Raw genomic sequence first — 18,490 nt, forward strand, 5'->3', positions numbered from 1 at the left:
AGCTTTTTATTCCTGCCGTTCAGCCTCGATATTCTCGCATATTTCAGAAAAATCCCGTAGATTTCACGAGGAACGCCGTATTTCTTGCTGTATCCTCTGCATTATAGAGGAAGTTATTGATCTATCTCCGTTATATGCCCAATCGCTCCATTAATGACCTCCCACAGCTTGTCGCGGCCAAGCCCTGTCTCCGAGGAAAACATAACCAGCGGATCTCGCGGATCCGCCTCAAGCGACTCCTTGATGACCTTTACGTGCTTGTCCCATTTGCCTTTCGGGATTTTGTCCGCTTTCGTGCAGACGATGCAGGTCGGCACATTGTAATGCTTCAGCCAATGGTACATGAGCACATCGTCCTTTGACGGGGCGTGCCGCATGTCGATAACGAGAAGCTGCAGCTTCAATTCCTTGCGATCGCGAATATAAGTCTCGATCATTTGCCCGAACAGTTCCCGCTGCGTCTTGGATACTTTCGCGTAGCCGTAGCCGGGAAAATCGACAAAATAGACCATGTCGTTCACGCGGTAATAGTTAAGCTGCTGCGTCTTGCCGGGCTGCGAGCTTGTTCTCGCCAGGTTTTTACGCAAGATCAATTTGTTGATAAGCGACGATTTGCCGACATTGGAACGCCCTGCCAGAGCAATCTCTGGCAAGGCGTCAACTGGATATTGCGAAGGTCTTACTGCACTTATGATAAATTCTGATTGGGTAATTTTCATCCGATTACTGTTCCCGCTTTCTCTTCGGTGTTAGCCGGCAGCAGCGCATGCTGCAGAACTTCGTCCATATGGCTGACAGGAACAAAAGTCATCTCACTGCGTACGCTGTCCGGAATATCGCTTAAGTCGCGTTCATTATCCTTCGGCAGAAGCACTTTTCGGATGCCTGCCCGGTGAGCGGCGAGCGATTTTTCCTTCAAGCCGCCGATCGGGAGCACGCGGCCGCGCAGCGTAATCTCGCCGGTCATTGCAACTTCCTTCGATACATACCGGTTCGTCAGGGCGGAGATCAAAGCGGTTGCCATCGTTATGCCGGCAGATGGTCCGTCTTTGGGAATTGCGCCCTCCGGAATATGAATATGGATATCCTTGTTCACATGGAATTCGGGATCGATGCCAAGCTCAATAGCCTTGGACCTCGTATAGCTGAAGGCAGCCTGAGCCGATTCTTTCATCACATCGCCAAGCTTGCCGGTCAAGGTAAGCTTGCCGCTGCCCGGCATAACCGTTACCTCGATAACCAGCGTATCGCCGCCAACCTCGGTCCAGGCGAGGCCCGTTACGGCACCGATCTGGTTCTCGACCTCGGCCGTGCCATGACGGAACTTCGCAGGTCCAAGCCATTCCTTCAGCAGCTGCGGCGTAACCGTCACCGTCGCTGCCGAAGCCTCCGCGTGGGCTTGCTTTTCCTCCGTTGCTGCCGCTTTATCGTCTCCGCCAAAAGCGGCCTCCAACGCATTCAGCTCGGGAGCTTCATACGGCTGACCGGCCAAATCGCCTTCGTTCCGCTCCTTGCTGCCAGCCTGCGGCTTGGAACCTTCAGATACGATATGCTTCGCGGCTTTCCGGCTCAAAGCGGCAATTTGCTGCTCCAGATTCCGTACGCCGGATTCACGCGTATATTCTCGGATCAACTGCAGGACAACCTCATCCTCGACGACAAGCTGATTTTCCGCCAGTCCATGCTCCCTGCGCTGCTTCGGCAGAAGGTAGCGTTCCGCGATCTGCTGCTTCTCCAGCTCCGTATAGCCCGGAATGTAGAGCACTTCCATCCGGTCTAGCAGCGGACGCGGAATATTGTGCAAAGAGTTGGCCGTTGTGACAAACATTACGTTAGACAAATCGAACGGCACCTCGATGAAGTGGTCGCTAAACGTATTGTTCTGCTCCGGATCAAGCACCTCAAGCAATGCGGATGAAGGATCACCGCGGAAATCGCTTGCCATCTTGTCGATCTCGTCGAGCAGGAAGACCGGATTATAGGATCCCGCGGTCTTCATCCCCTGAATGATCCGTCCGGGCATAGCGCCTACATACGTGCGGCGATGACCTCGGATTTCCGCTTCGTCGCGAACGCCGCCCAGCGAGATTCGAACGAATTTGCGATCCAGCGATTTGGCGATCGAGCGGGCAAGCGAGGTTTTTCCGACACCCGGAGGCCCTACGAGGCAAAGAATCGGCCCTTTCATCTTCTTCACCAGCTGCTGAACCGCCAAATATTCAAGCACGCGCTCTTTCGGCTTCTCCAGGCCGTAGTGATCGTTGTTCAGGATCTCTTCCGCCTTGCTTAGGGATAAATCGTCTTCCGTATGCTTGCTCCAAGGCAATGCTAATAACCAATCGATATAATTGCGGATAACGCCGCCCTCGGCGGAGGTTGCGGGCATTTTTTCCAGACGGTCGATTTCCTTCTCGACTTTCTCCCGCACATGGTCAGGAACTCCCGCTTCATTCAGCTGATTGCGAAGCTCCTCGACCTCGCCGGCGCGTCCTTCCTTCTCGCCAAGCTCCTTCTGGATCGCTTTCATCTGCTCTCGCAAATAATATTCCTTTTGCGTCTTCTCCATCTGCTTTTTGACGCGCTGGTTGATTTTGCGTTCGAGCTCAAGCACCTCGCGCTCGTTATTCAGGATATCAAGCAGACGCTCAAGGCGCTCCCGGACATCAATCGTCTCGAGAATATCCTGCTTATCCTTGATCTTCAGCGACAAATGGCTTGTAATGACATCGGCAAGCCTGCCCGGTTCATCGATATCCGATACCGCGGCAAGCGTCTCCGGCGTTACCTTCTTCGACAGCGAAATGTAATGCTCGAACTGGCTGAGTACCGACCGCATAAGCGCATCCACTTCGGGATCGTCAGTCTCCGGCTCTGGAAGCTCGAGCACCGTCACTTCGTAGAACTGTTCGTTAGGCACATAGTCCACAATCTCGGCTCTTACAACGCCCTCAACAAGCACGCGGATTGTACCGTTTGGCAGCTTAAGCATCTGTCTGACCTTCGCAATGGTGCCGACGCGGTAAATATCGTCTTCTGTAGGCTCTTCAATATTGACTTCGGATTGCGAGCAAAGAAGAATCATATGATCGTCGATCATGCATTTCTCCAGCGCCCGCACCGATTTGTCCCTTCCCACGTCAAGGTGGAGCACCATGCTGGGATATACAAGCAGCCCCCTTAAAGGAAGCAGGGGAAGCCGACGGCCTTTCGTTTTTCCGGATCCCACACCAGCACCTCCAATTGTTTCGAATACCCTATTTTATCACTCCACGGAATCCGCCTGCAAATAGGGAACCCCCGAAGCGATAAAAAGATCGGAACCGACATGGTTTTCAACCTCTGCGACGACGGTTTCGCCAACCGGGAAGACGTATCTGAACACCTCGTCAACCCGGTCTACCGGTATGACCTTCAGCCCTTCCAGATTCGCGAAAATCGCCTGCCAATTCTCGCGCGGAATAATAACCGTATCCGCGCCAGCCTGGAATGCCGCCTCTACCTTGGCCAGCACGCCGCCTACCGGCTTCACGTTGCCGTGTATGCCAACCTCGCCGGTCATCGCCAGCTTGTTGTCAATCGGCACCTCTTTGATTGCGGAGGCGATGGCCGTTGCCATGGCAATGCCGGCAGACGGACCATCGATCGGCGTGCCGCCGGGGAAGTTGATATGCAGGTCATAGTCCTGCGGGGTCAGTCCGTAACGGCGGAGCATCGTCAGCACGTTTTCAACCGAGCCCTTCGCCATGCTTTTCCGTCTCAGCGTCCGGGAGCCGCCGCCAAGCTCTTCCTCGTCGACCACGCCGGTAATCGTATATTGGCCTTTGCCGGCAGCCGCCGGAATGGCGCTGACTTCGATCTCAAGCAAGGTCCCCATATTAGGTCCATACACCGCCAAGCCGTTAACGAAACCAATCTGAGGCGCTTCCGGCACCTTACGGTCCGGACGAGGCGGAATTTGGCTGCTGTTCACAACCCATTCCACATCGGCCGCGGTAATAGCATCCCGTTTCTCGGACAATGCCATACCCGCTGCAAGCTGAATAACGTTAACCGCTTCGCGTCCGTTCGTCGCATATTTCTTCACCACGTCCACAGCATCCGGACATGGAGCAAAGCCGATTTTTTTAACCGCATTCTCGGCAATCGAAGCAATCTCGCTGGCAAGCAGCGGACGGAAATAAATTTCCATGCAGCGCGAGCGGATGGCCGGAGGCAAATCCTGCGGCGAACGCGTTGTGGCCCCTACAAGACGGAAGTCGGCAGGGAGACCGTTCTGGAAAATATCATGGATATAAAGCGGGATATTCGCATCTTCCGAATTGTAATAAGCACTCTCCAGGAACACTTTGCGGTCTTCCAGTACTTTTAACAGCTTATTCATTTGGATGGGATGCAATTCACCGATTTCGTCGATAAACAGGATCCCGCCATGCGCCTTCGTCACCGCTCCCGGCTTCGGCTGCGGGATGCCCGCCACGCCCATCGCCCCTGCCCCTTGATAAATCGGATCGTGAACGGAGCCGATTAACGGATCGGCAATGCCGCGCTCGTCGAACCGGGCCGTCGTTGCGTCAATCTCGGTAAACTTCGCTTCATTCAGAAACGGCGACGAAGGATTCTTCTTGGCTTCCTCCAACACAACGCGGGCAGCCGCCGTCTTTCCGACGCCCGGCGGACCGTAAATAATGACATGCTGCGGATTCGCGCTGCAAAGCGCCGCCTTGAGCGCGCGCAGACCGTCAGTCTGCCCGACGATATCCTGCATCGCCTGCGGACGCGTTTTCTCCGCAAGCGGCTTCGTCAGCGAGACGGAGCGCAGCTTGCGCAGCTTATCCATCTCCTTGCGCGATTCCCGATCTACCGCAGAGCGGTTGGTCTTCTGATTGCGCAGCAGATTCCAGAAATATAAACCAATAACCACAGCAAAGAAGACTTGGATCAGCATCAAAACCATACTTAAACTCATTAATATCTTCTCCTCTCAAAGCGAACTATTCCGGCAAAAGAGTACGTAATTGGTAGTATTGCCCCTTGCTGCAGGGAATAATCGCTTCCGGAAGAAAAAAGAGGCATTCCTTGTCAACCGCCAAGCGGGGTTGTTTCGGAATGCCTCTTTTGTCAGATGGCAGAGAGTTCGTTATGCATGCGCATGATTTTTGCGTCCCGGAATTTCGCCAGTCGCTTCGAATACGCGTACAATCTCGTCGATTTCTTTCTTAAGCTCGTTAAGAAGCTCCGCTTCAGGCACTTTGCGGATCATCTCTCCGTAACGGAACAGCATACCTTCGCCGCGGGCGCCGGCAATGCCGATATCCGCCTCGCGGGCTTCGCCGGGACCGTTAACGGCACAGCCAAGCACGGATACCTTAATCGGCACCTTCACCTTGGAGATATACTCCTCCACTTCATTCGCGATCGAGAACAGGTCGATATCCAGGCGGCCGCAAGTCGGGCAGGAAATCAAGGTTGCCGCGTTCGTAATCAGACCGAAGGTCTTGAGCAGCTCGCGGGCTACCTTCACTTCCTCCACCGGATCCGCGCTCAAGCTGATGCGAACCGTGTTGCCGATACCCATTGCAAGCAATGCGCCGATACCAGCGGAGCTCTTGATCGTACCGGAATGAAGCGTGCCTGCTTCGGTAATGCCAAGATGAAGCGGATACTTGATTTTCTCCGCAGCCATGCTGTAAGCCGCAATCGCCATCGGAACGTCGGACGCCTTAAGCGATACGATAATATCGTGGAAATCCAGCTCCTCCAGAATGCCGATATGGAAGAGCGCGCTCTCCACCATCGCTTCCGGCGTAGGGTAGCCGTATTTCTCCAGCAGATGATTCTCAAGCGAGCCCGCGTTAACGCCGATCCGGATTGGAATGCCGCGTTCCTTGCAAGCCTTCACGACAGCTTCAATCTTCTCGCGGCGGCCGATGTTGCCCGGGTTAATCCGGACTTTATCAATGCCGTTCTCGATCGCCAGAAGGGCAAGACGGTAGTCGAAATGAATATCGGCAACAAGAGGAATATGAATCCGTTTCTTGATTTCCTTAATCGCATCGGCGGCTTCCTTATTGTTGACGGTAACCCGCACAATCTGGCAGCCTGCTTCTTCCAGACGCAAAATCTCGGCTACTGTAGCCTCTACATCAGCCGTCTTTGTTGTACACATACTCTGAATGATGACTTCATTGCTTCCGCCAATCGTCAGGTTGCCGACTTTGACCGGCACAGTATCCTTGCGCAAATACATAAAATGATCTCTCCCATGAACGTCAAAGTCCACCCTTTGACGAGCGATAAATCCGCGGCCAAAGGGTGGAGGGAATGACGGTAATGAACTTAGGCGCTTTCTTCCTTCTTCTTGCCCTTCTTAGCAGTCAGCTCCGGCATGATTTTGTCTTTTACGTTTTTCTCCGTAATGAGACAAGTGCTCACGTCGTCGCGCGAAGGGACTTCGTACATCACTTCAAGCATAATGCCCTCGATAATGGCACGCAAGCCGCGGGCACCCGTGTTCCGTTTGATCGCTTCTTTGGCGATTGCTTCCAGAGCGGCGGGTTCAAAGTCCAGCTTCACGTTATCCATTTCAAGCAGCTTCTGGTATTGCTTCACCAAAGCATTCTTCGGCTCTGACAAAATACGCATCAGGGCTGCTTCATCAAGCGGCTCCAAAGTCGAAATAACCGGCAAACGGCCTACGAACTCTGGGATCAAGCCGAATTTCAGCAAGTCTTCCGGAAGAACCATGGACAGGTATTCGCCCGGCTTCAGATCCTTTTGAACTTCGCCGGTCGAGCTGAAACCGATCACTTTTTTGCCGATACGGCGTTTGATCAGCGATTCCAGACCGTCAAATGCGCCGCCGCAAATAAACAGGATGTTCGTAGTATCGATTTGAATAAACTCTTGGTGCGGGTGCTTGCGTCCGCCCTGCGGCGGAACGGATGCAACCGTGCCTTCGAGTATTTTAAGCAAGGCCTGCTGCACGCCTTCACCGGATACGTCGCGAGTAATCGACGGATTCTCGGATTTGCGGGCTACTTTATCAATTTCATCGATATAGATAATGCCGCGTTCAGCCTTCTCTACATCGTAATCCGCAGCTTGAATGAGCTTCAGCAAGATATTCTCAACGTCTTCCCCGACATAGCCGGCTTCCGTCAGCGAGGTTGCATCCGCAATCGCAAACGGCACGTTCAAGATTTTTGCCATCGTTTGAGCAAGCAGCGTTTTACCCGAGCCTGTGGGACCTACAAGCAGGATATTGGATTTTTGAAGCTCAACGTCTTCGATCTTGCTTTGCGAGTTGATCCGTTTGTAGTGGTTGTATACCGCAACGGAAAGGGATTTCTTCGCGAATTCCTGTCCGATTACGTACGAATCAAGAATAGCGCGGATATCCTTTGGTTTCGGAATGTCCTTCAGATCAAGCTCTTCCTCATGTCCAAGCTCCTCCTCCACGATTTCCGTGCAGAGCTCGATACATTCGTCGCATATATAAACGCCGGGACCGGCTACCAGTTTACGTACTTGCTCCTGGGATTTTCCGCAGAACGAGCATTTCAGCTGGCCCTTCTCATCATTGAATTTAAACATGCCATATTCACCCCTTCGATTAAATCCTTAGGATACCGGAGTAGTTATTACTTTGTCAATCAAACCGTAATTCAGAGCGTCTTCCGCGCTCATGAAATTATCGCGGTCCGTATCGCGATCGATTTTCTCGTAAGGCTGACCGGTACGCTCCACATAGATCTGATTCAGCTTTTGCTTCGTCTTCAGGATCCAGTCCGCATGGATTTTAATATCCGATGCCTGGCCGCGAACGCCGCCAAGCGGCTGATGAATCATAACTTCCGCATTCGGAAGGGCGAAACGTTTGCCTTTCGCGCCAGCCGTAAGGAGGAGCGAGCCCATGCTTGCCGCCATCCCCATGCAAATCGTGGATACGTCAGGCTTAATATATTGCATTGTATCATAAATCGCCATGCCGGCCGTTACCGAGCCGCCAGGTGAATTAATGTACAAGTGGATGTCTTTCTCCGGGTCGTCGGCCGCCAGAAAAAGCAGCTGTGCGATAACTGAGTTTGCTACATCATCATCGATAGCGCTCCCGAGAAAAATGATTCTGTCCTTAAGCAAGCGCGAGTAAATATCGTAAGACCGTTCTCCGCGATTCGTTTGTTCAACTACGATAGGTACCAGATTCATGCGACCAACCTCTTTTCTACTATGACTTTTTGGTTCATGTTCTCTATTGTATCACGTCAAATGGTCAATGTCATTTTTCCATAATACAGTATACGGTGGGCATTGCTCGATATGTACTGAAGATCATTCTTCAGGTAAGGCTCTTTCGTTATGTAGGGTGAAAAGAAGGCACGTATCTGACGATGACGTGCCTTTTCTTCCTATTTATTCAATTGATCTATTACGCTCCGGCAACTTCAGCCGTTTTGCTGTTTTCAACGAGGAATTCAATCGTTTTGCGAAGCTCGATGTCTTCTTTCAAGCTGTCGAATTGACCGTTTTTCTCGAAAACGTCGCGAAGCTCAGCCGCAGGGCGGTTGTAAGCTTTCGACAGGGATTCGAGCTCTTCGTTCACGTCTTCTTCGGAAACCTGAATGTTCTCCGCTTTCGCGATTGCATTCAGAACCAGGTTGTTGCGAACGCGTTTCTCTGCGTCTTCTTTCATTTGATCGCGCAGAACTTGCTCGCTTTGGCCGGAGAACTGATAGTACAGGTCGATGTTCATGCCTTGCATGCGAAGACGGTTCTCGAAATCGCGGAGCATAAAGTCAACTTCCGTGTTGATCATTGGTTGCGGCACTTCTACTTCGGCAGCTTCAGCCGCTTTTTCGATTACAGCGTTTTGAAGGTTGCGTTCCGCTTCGCCCTCTTTGTTTTCCTTCAGCTTGGAGACAAGATCCTGCTTGTACTCATCAAGAGTGTCGAATTCGCTGATGTCTTTCGCGAACTCATCGTCAAGAGCCGGCAGGTTTTTGCGTTTGATTTCATGCAGTTTCACTTTGAACACGGCTGGTTTGCCTGCCAGGTTCTCCGCATGGTAGCTCTCAGGGAATGTTACTTCAACATCCTTGAAGTCGCCTGTTTGCATGCCAACAACTTGCTCTTCGAAGCCTGGGATGAACGAACCGGAGCCCAGTTCCAGGGAATAATTTTCCGCTTTGCCGCCGTCGAATGCTTCGCCGTCTACATAACCGTCGAAGTCGATTACAGCGATGTCGCCGCTTTGAGCAGGACCTTCTTCAACAACAGTCAGCTCCGCGTGGCGTTGTTGCAGGCGCTCCAGTTCAGCGTTAACTTCTTCTTCGCTAACTGTCGCTTCAAAGGATGGAACTTCCAGACCTTTGTATTCGCCAAGCGTTACTTCAGGGCGAACGATAACTTTCGCTTTGAATTTGAACGATTGGCCTTTAGCGAATTGTTCAACGTCGATTTCCGGACGGTCAACAGGACGTTGCTCCGTCACTTTTACCGCTTCTTCGTAAGCTTGCGGCAGCAGGATGTCAATGGCATCCTGGTATAGGCTTTCCACGCCGAAACGGGATTCGAACATTCCACGAGGCACTTTGCCTTTGCGGAAGCCAGGTACGTTTACCTTTTGAACGACTTTCTTAAATGCTTGATCAAGTGCTGCAGCGACTTTCTCAGCATCAACCTCAACGTCGATCGACACGAGGTTCTTGTCTATTTTTTCCCAAGTTGCTTTCATTTTATGCTTTCCCCTCCAAAATTACGCATCACGCCAATTAGTATTCGCTTCATAAACCACTCTATTATAATCAACCTTGGCCATCATTTCAAGGCTGATGATCATCTTCGGTAGATTGCTGCATGGCAGCTACCTGCCGAAGAGTCCTGCATGCCTGCTCGTAACGGAACCTCAACGGTTCGGTTATGCCATACGCCTCGCGGATATCGTCATCGTTCGCGGAGCCGTAAACCGTAAGCAGCAAGGTAAGATGGAGCGCCGCCGCATAGCTGTCGACCGTCTCATCGTCCTCTCTTTGCATCCACTGATAGGCCGAAGTTCCATACAGAAATTGGAGACTTTCCTTCCACAGCTCCCTGGCAAAATGAGGAAGCGTCGGATCGTCGGCTTCGGTGACGGCTTCCACCCGCTCCAGAATCCGGATGACAGGCTGCGGAAAATCATCCAGCGCCAGCGGCGTCGCCTCTATATCAAGCTCCACCTTCTCGCCCATCCGGTCTAGCATGACCATTCCCGATATCTCCCGCTTCTTCAGGCATTGCAAAGCCTTGAATTGAACGACCGGATGAATGGTCTTGCCGCTCGAGAGCCAGTCCAGCATAACCTGGTCCACTTCCTGCGAGTGTATGTATGCCGCTCGTTCCAGCGCCAGGATCTGCTGGTCGATCATCGGATGATGCTCCATAATATAGAGCACTTGCTTAATGTAAGCCTCATCTTGCTCGGGCGGGTTCAAGAGCTGCTCCCGGAAGCTCTCTTCGCTCTCTCCCGCCTCATTGTCGGCGCCGGTCGGCATAGCCGCGTCTTCGGAGCCCGGAAAAGCCATTTCCAGCCAGGTAAGGAGGCTGCCCCATTCCTCGTAATGCCGTTCATCCTCACCGCGGCACTGCAGCAGGAAGCGAAGCAAATTTTTGGCTTCGCCGTATTGCTCGGATTCCAGCATGCGGGTGAGCTGAATTTGATAATGATCCAGCATCTTCGGAAATAAATATACGTTGTCTGATGTAGTTATGGTATCACCGCCTTATCGGTCAAACCGTATCATTCGTCTGCCTATTGCTTGCGTTCGATTATATCACGGAACCTATAAATATAAAAACTTAGTTCCCTTAAGTCTTGATTTTCTATTCACGCCTATGCTATATTTACCAAGCGAATTTGATTCGCGGATGTAATTTAAGACTTTTTCAAAAATTACCTCTTGCCAAGCCAAGCAACTTAATGCTATACTCATTCTTACGTGTCCCAGTAGCTCAGCCGGATAGAGCACACGCCTTCTAAGCGTGCGGTCGGGGGTTCGAATCCCTCCTGGGACGCCATTTTATAGCCATTAATCACAAACCCGCACTTCCTTGCTAAACAAGGAGATGCGGGTTTTTTGTCGTTTCCGGGTAAATCCCCATCTGAGCTTCCTTCAACGAAATCCCCCTGTTACGCTTCAACTCCGCAACTGCTGATGGACGCGCTGTTCCTTGCCATGACGTCATTGGTTTTCCGATTGGCGAGAACGGTTTTCTCGTGGGTCACGCCCCAGTCCCTCATAAGCACGATCAGCGGCCTTAACGTTTCGCCAAACTCCGTAAGCGAGTATTCCACCCTTGGCGGGATCTCCTTGTAAATTTCCCTATGGATGACGCCGTCGCTTTCCAGCTCCCGCAATTGCAGCGTAAGCATGCGCTGCGTAATCCGGGGAAACAGCCTGCGCAGCTCGTTAAAGCGTTTGGGCCCATCCGTCAAATGGTATAAAATAACGCCTTTCCACTTCCCGCCGATGACGTCCACCGTAACGGTTACCGGGCACCCGAAATTAATGATATCCGTTTTATTGTCCATAATTACGATTCTCCTTTGCACGAAGCCGTATTGTGTTTGACGTTCCTATAGTATCTTTTTTAATACTATAGCACAATTTTGATATTATCCGACAAAATTGTGCGTACTTGTTGCCTTGCATGCGTGAATGTAAGATCTAATTTATCAACGCGTTGATGAATACCCGATATTCGAAAGGAAGACTCCAACGATGAATAACATGCAAAAAAAGAAAGAAATTCTGGATGCCTTCGCATTCCGTCATGCCACCAAGCAATTTGATCCCGACCGGAAAATTTCCGATGAGGATTTTCAATTTATATTGGAAACGGGAAGACTTTCCCCCAGCTCCGTCGGGTTTGAGGCGTGGAAATTCCTCGTTGTCCAGAACGAAGAGCTTCGAATGAAGATTCGCGAAGTCGCGTTCGGCGGACAAGGACAGCTCCCGACCGCAAGCCACCTGGTCCTTCTCCTTGCCCGCAAGGACGTAAGATACGATTCCGAATATGTCGAATACATTTACAAGAATATTAAAGGTTTGTCCGATGAGGCGTTCAAGTCCATTCCCGCGGTGTACAAGGAGTTTCAAGAAAACGATATCCGCATTCTGGAGAACGAAAGAGCGCTGATAGACTGGTCTTCCAAGCAAACGTATATCCCGCTAGCCAATATGATGACGGCAGCCGCGCAAATCGGCATCGATTCCTGCCCGATGGAAGGTTACAACAAAGAAAAGGTTACGGCTATTCTAAAGAAGGCCGGCGTCCTGGACGAGGAGGTATACGACCTGTCGGTCATGGTTGCCTTCGGATACCGCGCGTCCGAGCCAAAACATCAGCAGGCCCGGCGTCCAATCGACGAAGTCGTTGAATGGGTGCATTAATACAAGAAACCCGCGTGCGCCTTGTATCTCAAGGCGCACGCGGGTCAAGGCAACGCGGCAATCTCCGTCCGTAGGCGGGGTGCTCGTTTTAAATCCGGAGAATTATAAGTCACGGTTAGAGAGAAAACTATACATGCTTAGATTATAAAAAAACGAAGACCCGAATGGGCACCGTCCTGCTGAATGATTATACGGCAGCGGCGGTTTTGTCCGCTACGAATTGATAAAGCTTTTCCACCTGCTCGTCCGTCATATCGCCGCTATTGTCATACACGAGGATGGATGATTGCGGGATATCCCAGTTAATCTCGGGTACAAAAGCAACGCGTTTCTCGAATTGCGACCAGTTGTCGAGCTTCCATTGGTCGCGGTCGGTATGGCGTCCAATAATGCGATTCTTTTGCAGCTCGATGTTGTCGAGCGTGACCACGATCACCTTAACATCCACCTGCGATTTTGTCAGCCCCGCTGCCGCAATGACTTCCTCAATCCAAGCTTTATTTTTAAGCTCCGCCGTAAAAGGAGAGATCATAAAGACGTTTTGACCTGCTGCGAGATTCTCGATGCAAATGTCCTTGGTTGTGTCATATTCCAGATCACGAAGGTTTTGTTTGTAGAAATCCGAATCGCGGTCGTTCTTGTCGAGGCCGTTACGCTCCAGCATCGCCTCAACAAACCGCCCGCCTACCGTATCGCGATCCAGAAATGCCGCCGGAATGCGCTCGGAAATTTTTCTGGCTACGGTTGTCTTGCCCGTACCTGCCACACCTACGAAAAACACTAACTTTTGCAATGCTTGATGCCTCCACTATAAAACTAGTTTTATCCTCTCATTGTACCACTCCTCGCCTAATAAAGGTATCACAAAGCTAACAAAATCCGTCATTTTCGGACAATCCCCTTACAAAAAAAGGATAATGTTCTCCTAAGAGCGTCCATTATCCCTGAATTGGTCTATTTTATAGACGGCCAGGATCCAAAATCCCCATAGCCTCAACATGCTTGCGCGTAGTCTCTGTTCCGTGCTCATGAATAAACAAGTAGATATCGTGGAGAATGGCGTCGTAGCCGGCATTCATCCGTTTGTCGCTTGGCAGATCCTGCAGTGTACCCACCGCGTAATTGTAATGCCCTGTTATCGCTTCGTCCATGCTGGATAAATCCTCGAACATGACTTGCAGCTGATTAAATTCCTCATCGTTTGCCGTAATCTCCAGCTCGTAGGAGGCCGCTCCCTGATCCCGCAAAATTTGCCCGGCCTGGACCGAGACATAATATTTTTTACGCTCATTGCCTGACATAGGTAAATACTCAGCTCCTTTTCACAAACATGCGCTTTTAGCATCCCCCGGCGGACAGACATTTTATCCCTTTTTTCCGCATATAACGGATATTATCGCTACAGGAGTCCAGCAGAAGAGAGGAATGAGATTATGTGTGGAATAACCGGCTGGATCGATTGGACCCGGGATTTAACGCAGGACAGCAGCAGCCTGATCAAAATGACCGAGACATTAGCGCTGCGCGGTCCTGATGCGTCGGGTACATGGATTTCATCCCATTGCGCGCTTGGCCACCGCAGGCTTAGCGTTATTGATCCCGAGAATGGCGCTCAGCCGATGATTCGGCGCTCGGGCGATGACACATATGTCGTTGTCTATAACGGCGAGCTTTACAACGCGCTTGAACTGAGGAAAGAGCTGGAGGACCGCGGCAGAACCTTTACGACCCACTGCGATACGGAAGTTCTTCTGGTGTCCTATATGGAATGGGGCAAGGCTTGCGTCGAACGGTTCAACGGCATTTTTGCATTTGCGATTTGGGACGTTACCGAACAGGAGATGTTCCTGGCCCGCGACAGACTAGGCGTAAAACCGTTGTTCATCAGCTTTGCGGATGGACTTTTTATTTTTGGTTCCGAGCAAAAGGCCATTCTGGCCCACCCGGCTGTGAAAGCGGAGGTTGGGGCCGAAGGCTTGGCGGAAATCTTTATTATCGGTCCTGCCCGCACGCCGGGCCAGGGAGTCTATAAGGACATCACGGAGCTGCTGCCGGGACAATGCATGACGGTTACCCGCTCCGGCATCCGCAAGACCAAATATTGGAGCCTTGAGGCCATCCCCCACGAAGAGGATGTCGAAGCTACCGCCGAGCATGTTCGCGAGCTCTTGAAGGATACGACCGAGCGGCAGCTTGTATCGGATGTGCCGGTTGGCACGCTGCTCTCCGGGGGACTCGACTCGAGCGCGTTAACGGCGCTGGCCGTGCGTTATTACGAACAGACCGGCCAAGGCAATGTAAATACGTATTCCGTCGACTACCGGGATAACGACAAGCATTTCAAGGCGCATGCGTTCCAGCCGAACAGCGACGCTCCTTGGATCGAGCGCATGGTCTCCCACCTGGATACCATTCATCATTCGATCCAGTTCGATACGCCGGAGCTGGTTGGCGCGCTCCGAGACGCCACGCTGGCACGCGATTTGCCGGGCATGGCAGACGTTGACGCCTCCCTCCTATTGTTTTGCCGCGAGATCAAAAAAGGCGCTACCGTTGCGATCTCCGGCGAAGCGGCGGATGAAATCTTCGGCGGTTATCCGTGGTTCCACCGGGAGGAAGCGCTAAGCGCCGATACATTCCCATGGTCTCTTGCCTCCTCGATGCGGGCAGATCTGCTTGCGCCGGACGTTGCGGCATGGATCAAACCGATTGACTATATTAACGACCGTTATGCGCAAGCCATTGCCGAAGTGCCTCATCTGGACAGAGAATCCGAAACGGTACGCAAAATGCGCAAAATGTCTTACCTGAACATCACCCGTTTCATGCCGACCCTGCTTGACCGGAAGGACCGGATGAGCATGGCTGCCGGATTGGAGGTGCGGGTGCCGTTCTGCGACCACCGGCTTGTGCAGTATGTCTGGAATATCCCTTGGGAAATCAAAACGGCCGGCGACCGCGAGAAGGGCATTCTTCGCCGGGCGCTGCGAGGCGTGCTGCCCGACGATGTGCTGACGCGCAAGAAAAGCCCTTATCCAAAGACGCATAATCCGAATTACCTCGCGGCCGTAAAAGGGCTTGTGCTTGATATATTAAACGATCCTTCCTCACCGCTGCTTCCGCTTATTAATGTAAGCAGGATCAGAGAGCTGGCCGAATCGGATTCGGCAAAATCGAATATACCGTGGTTTGGTCAGCTGATGTCGGGGCCGCAGCTGTTTGCTTATTTGTATCAGGTGAATACTTGGCTGAAGGAGTATGGAGTAAGCGTAAAGTGAACGTGAAGCGATAAACGATAATCGCCGCGCATTCGAATGTTTTTCCGGCCGCTGTTGTTCCCCTCCAGAATCATTCGATCGTTCCGCTCACCAAACCTTAAAAGGGAGAATAAAAAACGTCACCGGTATAATCCGGTGACGTTTTTTTGCATGGTTACTTGTTGGCAAGCTTCTCGATCAGCTTAGCGAGAGCATTGCCGCGATGGCTGATCGCCTGCTTCTCTTCCTTGGACAGCTCCGCCATCGAGCGGTTAAGCTGGGGAAGCCAGAATAACGGATCGTAGCCGAAGCCGCCTTCTCCGCGAGGCTTCTCGGCAATATAGCCGTCAACGGTGCCTTCGGTCTCGACGAAATCCCCGGTTGCCGGATCGTATAGAGCGAGTACGCAGACGAATTGCGCCGGGCTTAACAGTCTTGTGCCGTCCGCCAGAGGGTCGGCTGCATCCGGCGCGTTCAGTCGCCCAAGCTCTTCAAGCAGCTTGGCGTTGTTAGATGCGTCGGTAGCGCCTTCGCCGGAGTAGCGGGCCGAATAAACTCCCGGAGCTCCGCCAAGCGCCGTCACCCGAAGGCCGGAATCATCGGCGAGCACCGGCACTTTAAATGCGTCCCCGGCCGCTTTCGCTTTAATCCGGGCATTGGCGGAGAAGGTATCGCCATCTTCCACGATATCCGGGAAATCCGGATATTCGTTCAGGCTGACAACCGTCCGGCCCAGCTTGGAGAAGGCATGGGCGAATTCCTTTGCCTTGCCCTCGTTTTTCGTCGCAATCAATATAGGCTGTGCCACTTCGTTACCCTCCGATCCGGTCCGCAATCTCACCCAGTACCGCACGCTGCTTCTCGATCAATTCCTCGATCCCGCCTTCTGCCAGCTCGAGCAGCTTGTTAAGCTCTTCGCGCGAGAACGGCGAATCCTCCCCCGTGCCTTGCAGCTCGACAAATTTGCCTTCCCCGGTCATAACCACATTCATGTCGACCTTCGCTTTGGAATCCTCATCGTAGTTCAGATCCAGCAGCTCGCGTTCCTGAATAACGCCAACGCTAACCGAAGCGAGAAAAGCCGTAATCGGATATTTGGCAAACGTCGTTGTTTTGGAAAGCTTGTTAACGGCGAGGCACAGCGCTACAAAAGCGCCCGTAATCGACGTCGTGCGCGTGCCTCCATCGGCCTGAATGACGTCGCAGTCAAGAGTAATCGTCCGTTCGCCCAGCGCTTGCAAATCTACGACGGAGCGCAGAGCGCGCCCGATCAGACGCTGAATCTCCATCGTACGGCCCGACAGCTTGCCTTTTGCCGACTCCCGGTGGTTACGCGAATGGGTTGCTCGCGGAAGCATGGAATATTCGGCCGTAATCCAGCCCTTGCCTTGTCCTTTCATGAAAGGCGGAACCCGCTCCTCGACGCTGGCCGTACAAATGACCTTTGTGTCGCCGACCTCAATCAGTACGGAGCCTTCCGCATATTTGTTTACGCTTGTCGTTATCGTAACGGGCCGAAGCTGGTTCGGTTGCCGACCGTCTGTCCGCATTCTTTTGTTCCTCCTGAATCATTTGCTTTTGCTTATGTACTGGCTATGCAATCTTTCCTATTTTATCAAAGCATCCCGCGAAAAGCATCTTTTCCGGCAAAAAACAGTCCCGACCGGTCTCAGAGACCAGTACGGGACTGCTTTTCTTCGTGATGCTTGCTTAGCTTTTAATCGCGTTGACATGATGCGGACGGGATACGGGCTTGCTGTAATCCACGTTATTCTCGTCGGTGACATTCTGGCCGTTCAGCGTAATTTGAACTTGGGCGGCACCCGTGTTCTCCGTAATCGACAGAACGATCGCTTCAAGCATCTCGGCCGGAGCAGGGAGCCCCGTCTCAAACGCTTGATCCTTCAGGTCTACCGTTACCGTGTCATCCTTCTGGTTGATGCTGTTCACTTTCACGTCGTTGGTAAGAACGGCAGTCAGATTTTTAGCGTTCAGCGGACCGGTAATCAGCTGCTCCATAGCGGCTTGCGCGGTCGACTCGTCGGAACGGTTTATCAAACGCGTAACCGGTACATAATATTGTTCATCATTTGCGGTTTGCGACGAGAAGTAGAGCGTGACCGGCGTGGAGTTCAAATAATTGACTCCGTCAGCCGCTTCAAGGTTGATCCCTACGGAACGCGTAAGCGGCTCGTCAAGCGGGAAGCCGCCCTCCGGCATTTCCGGCAGCTTGGCGCCGTCGTACCACAGCTCTACGCCTTTTGCTCCCATAGCCGTCAGTGTCCAAGTAATGGCTTCAACGATCGTACGCTCGTCCGTTGCAGGATAATCCGTGAACGTTCCGCCAAATTCTACCGTTGCGACTTGCGTTTTTGGATCGATGTGAAGCGACTTCACTTCCGTGCCTTTCGGCAGTACCGCGCGGAAATCTTCCGGCAGCTGGCTCGCGAAGCTTCCGCCATCCACCATAATTTCGAGAGCTTTCTTGCCGGCTTCCTCTACCGCATTTTCGGTAAGCGATGCTTTGAGCGATACCGGCGCGAGGTAGCCGTTACGGTCCTCCAGATACACGGTCAGATTGGAATCATCGTCTTGTCCAGGCATAACAGCCTGTCCGGTATTTGTGCCGTCTACGTTGCCTGTTGACGCGGTTTGCTGAGGCGGGTCGATCTCCCCTTTTGTATCCTGCGTAATTAAGCCGCATCCTGTTGCAAGAATGGGGAAAACCAGCACACCGCAAATTGCTGCACGGCGAATCCATCTTGTTTGAGTCATTGAACTTTCCTCCCAAAATTAGTTATTGCC

16 protein-coding genes and 1 tRNA gene are annotated in these 18,490 nt (G+C 52.2%); 3 read left to right on the top strand and 14 right to left on the bottom strand.

Annotation, left to right across the window (positions count from 1 at the left end; translation table 11 throughout):
* Nucleotides 1-113 precede the first annotated feature (113 nt).
* The 8 genes from yihA to EV294_RS12965 form a co-directional block, all read right to left on the bottom strand.
* The gene (gene yihA / locus EV294_RS12930) at nt 114-719 is read right to left on the bottom strand and encodes a ribosome biogenesis GTP-binding protein YihA/YsxC (protein ID WP_132307343.1); all 606 of its coding nucleotides are present in this window, start codon (nt 717-719) and stop codon (nt 114-116) included.
* On the bottom strand, nt 716-3,226 hold the full coding sequence (lon, locus tag EV294_RS12935; protein WP_132307345.1) for an endopeptidase La: 2,511 nt from the start codon (nt 3,224-3,226) through the stop codon (nt 716-718). The genes yihA and lon overlap by 4 nt, the downstream gene beginning before the upstream one ends.
* A gap of 36 nt (nt 3,227-3,262) precedes the next feature.
* Complete coding sequence (gene lonB / locus EV294_RS12940) at nt 3,263-4,966, bottom strand: ATP-dependent protease LonB (protein ID WP_132307347.1); 1,704 nt, start codon at nt 4,964-4,966, stop codon at nt 3,263-3,265.
* A 171-nt stretch (nt 4,967-5,137) separates the two neighbouring features.
* Nucleotides 5,138-6,247, bottom strand: coding sequence for a flavodoxin-dependent (E)-4-hydroxy-3-methylbut-2-enyl-diphosphate synthase (gene ispG / locus EV294_RS12945; RefSeq protein WP_132307349.1), 1,110 nt, complete (start codon nt 6,245-6,247; stop codon nt 5,138-5,140).
* A gap of 89 nt (nt 6,248-6,336) precedes the next feature.
* Nucleotides 6,337-7,593 (bottom strand): ATP-dependent protease ATP-binding subunit ClpX, encoded by a 1,257-nt coding sequence (clpX, locus tag EV294_RS12950; RefSeq protein ID WP_015846009.1) that lies wholly within the window; start codon nt 7,591-7,593, stop codon nt 6,337-6,339.
* Between the two features lie 27 nt (nt 7,594-7,620).
* Entirely contained in the window at nt 7,621-8,208 is a 588-nt protein-coding gene (clpP, locus tag EV294_RS12955; protein WP_127494642.1) for an ATP-dependent Clp endopeptidase proteolytic subunit ClpP, read from the bottom strand.
* Between the two features lie 220 nt (nt 8,209-8,428).
* Complete coding sequence (gene tig / locus EV294_RS12960; protein WP_132307351.1) at nt 8,429-9,733, bottom strand: trigger factor; 1,305 nt, start codon at nt 9,731-9,733, stop codon at nt 8,429-8,431.
* Nucleotides 9,734-9,821: 88 nt separating this feature from the next.
* Nucleotides 9,822-10,709: a hypothetical protein gene (locus EV294_RS12965; RefSeq protein WP_132307353.1), complete on the bottom strand. Its 888-nt coding sequence runs from the start codon at nt 10,707-10,709 to the stop codon at nt 9,822-9,824.
* Between the two features lie 266 nt (nt 10,710-10,975).
* On the opposite strand from EV294_RS12965, the gene EV294_RS12970 reads away from it, so the two are divergent.
* A tRNA-Arg gene (locus EV294_RS12970) sits at nt 10,976-11,052 on the top strand.
* A 112-nt stretch (nt 11,053-11,164) separates the two neighbouring features.
* On the opposite strand, the gene EV294_RS12975 is transcribed toward EV294_RS12970, so the two are convergent.
* On the bottom strand, nt 11,165-11,566 hold the full coding sequence (locus EV294_RS12975) for a winged helix-turn-helix transcriptional regulator (protein ID WP_132307355.1): 402 nt from the start codon (nt 11,564-11,566) through the stop codon (nt 11,165-11,167).
* Between the two features lie 190 nt (nt 11,567-11,756).
* Here EV294_RS12975 and EV294_RS12980 point away from each other — a divergent pair, with 190 nt between their 5' ends.
* A complete protein-coding gene (locus EV294_RS12980) occupies nt 11,757-12,428 on the top strand; it encodes an NAD(P)H-dependent oxidoreductase (RefSeq protein ID WP_132307357.1) in 672 nt (223 codons plus the stop codon).
* 187 nt (nt 12,429-12,615) lie between these two features.
* Here the strand turns inward: EV294_RS12980 and EV294_RS12985 are convergent, their stop codons facing one another.
* Together EV294_RS12985 and EV294_RS12990 are read right to left on the bottom strand one after the other, a co-directional pair.
* The gene (locus tag EV294_RS12985) at nt 12,616-13,221 is read right to left on the bottom strand and encodes a P-loop nucleotide/nucleoside kinase family protein (protein ID WP_132307359.1); all 606 of its coding nucleotides are present in this window, start codon (nt 13,219-13,221) and stop codon (nt 12,616-12,618) included.
* Nucleotides 13,222-13,387: 166 nt separating this feature from the next.
* Nucleotides 13,388-13,729, bottom strand: a complete 342-nt coding sequence (locus EV294_RS12990) for a hypothetical protein (protein ID WP_132307361.1) — start codon at nt 13,727-13,729, stop codon at nt 13,388-13,390.
* Nucleotides 13,730-13,861: 132 nt separating this feature from the next.
* On the opposite strand from EV294_RS12990, the gene asnB reads away from it, so the two are divergent.
* Nucleotides 13,862-15,706, top strand: a complete 1,845-nt coding sequence (gene asnB, locus EV294_RS12995; protein WP_132307363.1) for an asparagine synthase (glutamine-hydrolyzing) — start codon at nt 13,862-13,864, stop codon at nt 15,704-15,706.
* 154 nt (nt 15,707-15,860) lie between these two features.
* On the opposite strand, the gene rdgB is transcribed toward asnB, so the two are convergent.
* The 3 genes from rdgB to EV294_RS13010 all read right to left on the bottom strand — a co-directional run bounded on the left by rdgB (nt 15,861) and on the right by EV294_RS13010 (nt 18,460).
* Nucleotides 15,861-16,493, bottom strand: coding sequence for an RdgB/HAM1 family non-canonical purine NTP pyrophosphatase (rdgB, locus tag EV294_RS13000; protein ID WP_132307365.1), 633 nt, complete (start codon nt 16,491-16,493; stop codon nt 15,861-15,863).
* Nucleotides 16,494-16,497: 4 nt separating this feature from the next.
* Nucleotides 16,498-17,235 (bottom strand): ribonuclease PH, encoded by a 738-nt coding sequence (gene rph / locus EV294_RS13005; protein WP_132307367.1) that lies wholly within the window; start codon nt 17,233-17,235, stop codon nt 16,498-16,500.
* 160 nt (nt 17,236-17,395) lie between these two features.
* Nucleotides 17,396-18,460, bottom strand: a complete 1,065-nt coding sequence (locus tag EV294_RS13010; protein ID WP_132307369.1) for a GerMN domain-containing protein — start codon at nt 18,458-18,460, stop codon at nt 17,396-17,398.
* Nucleotides 18,461-18,490 lie beyond the last annotated feature (30 nt).

The organism is Paenibacillus sp. BK033, assembly GCF_004345425.1.
Classification (GTDB): Bacteria; Bacillota; Bacilli; order Paenibacillales; family Paenibacillaceae; genus Pristimantibacillus.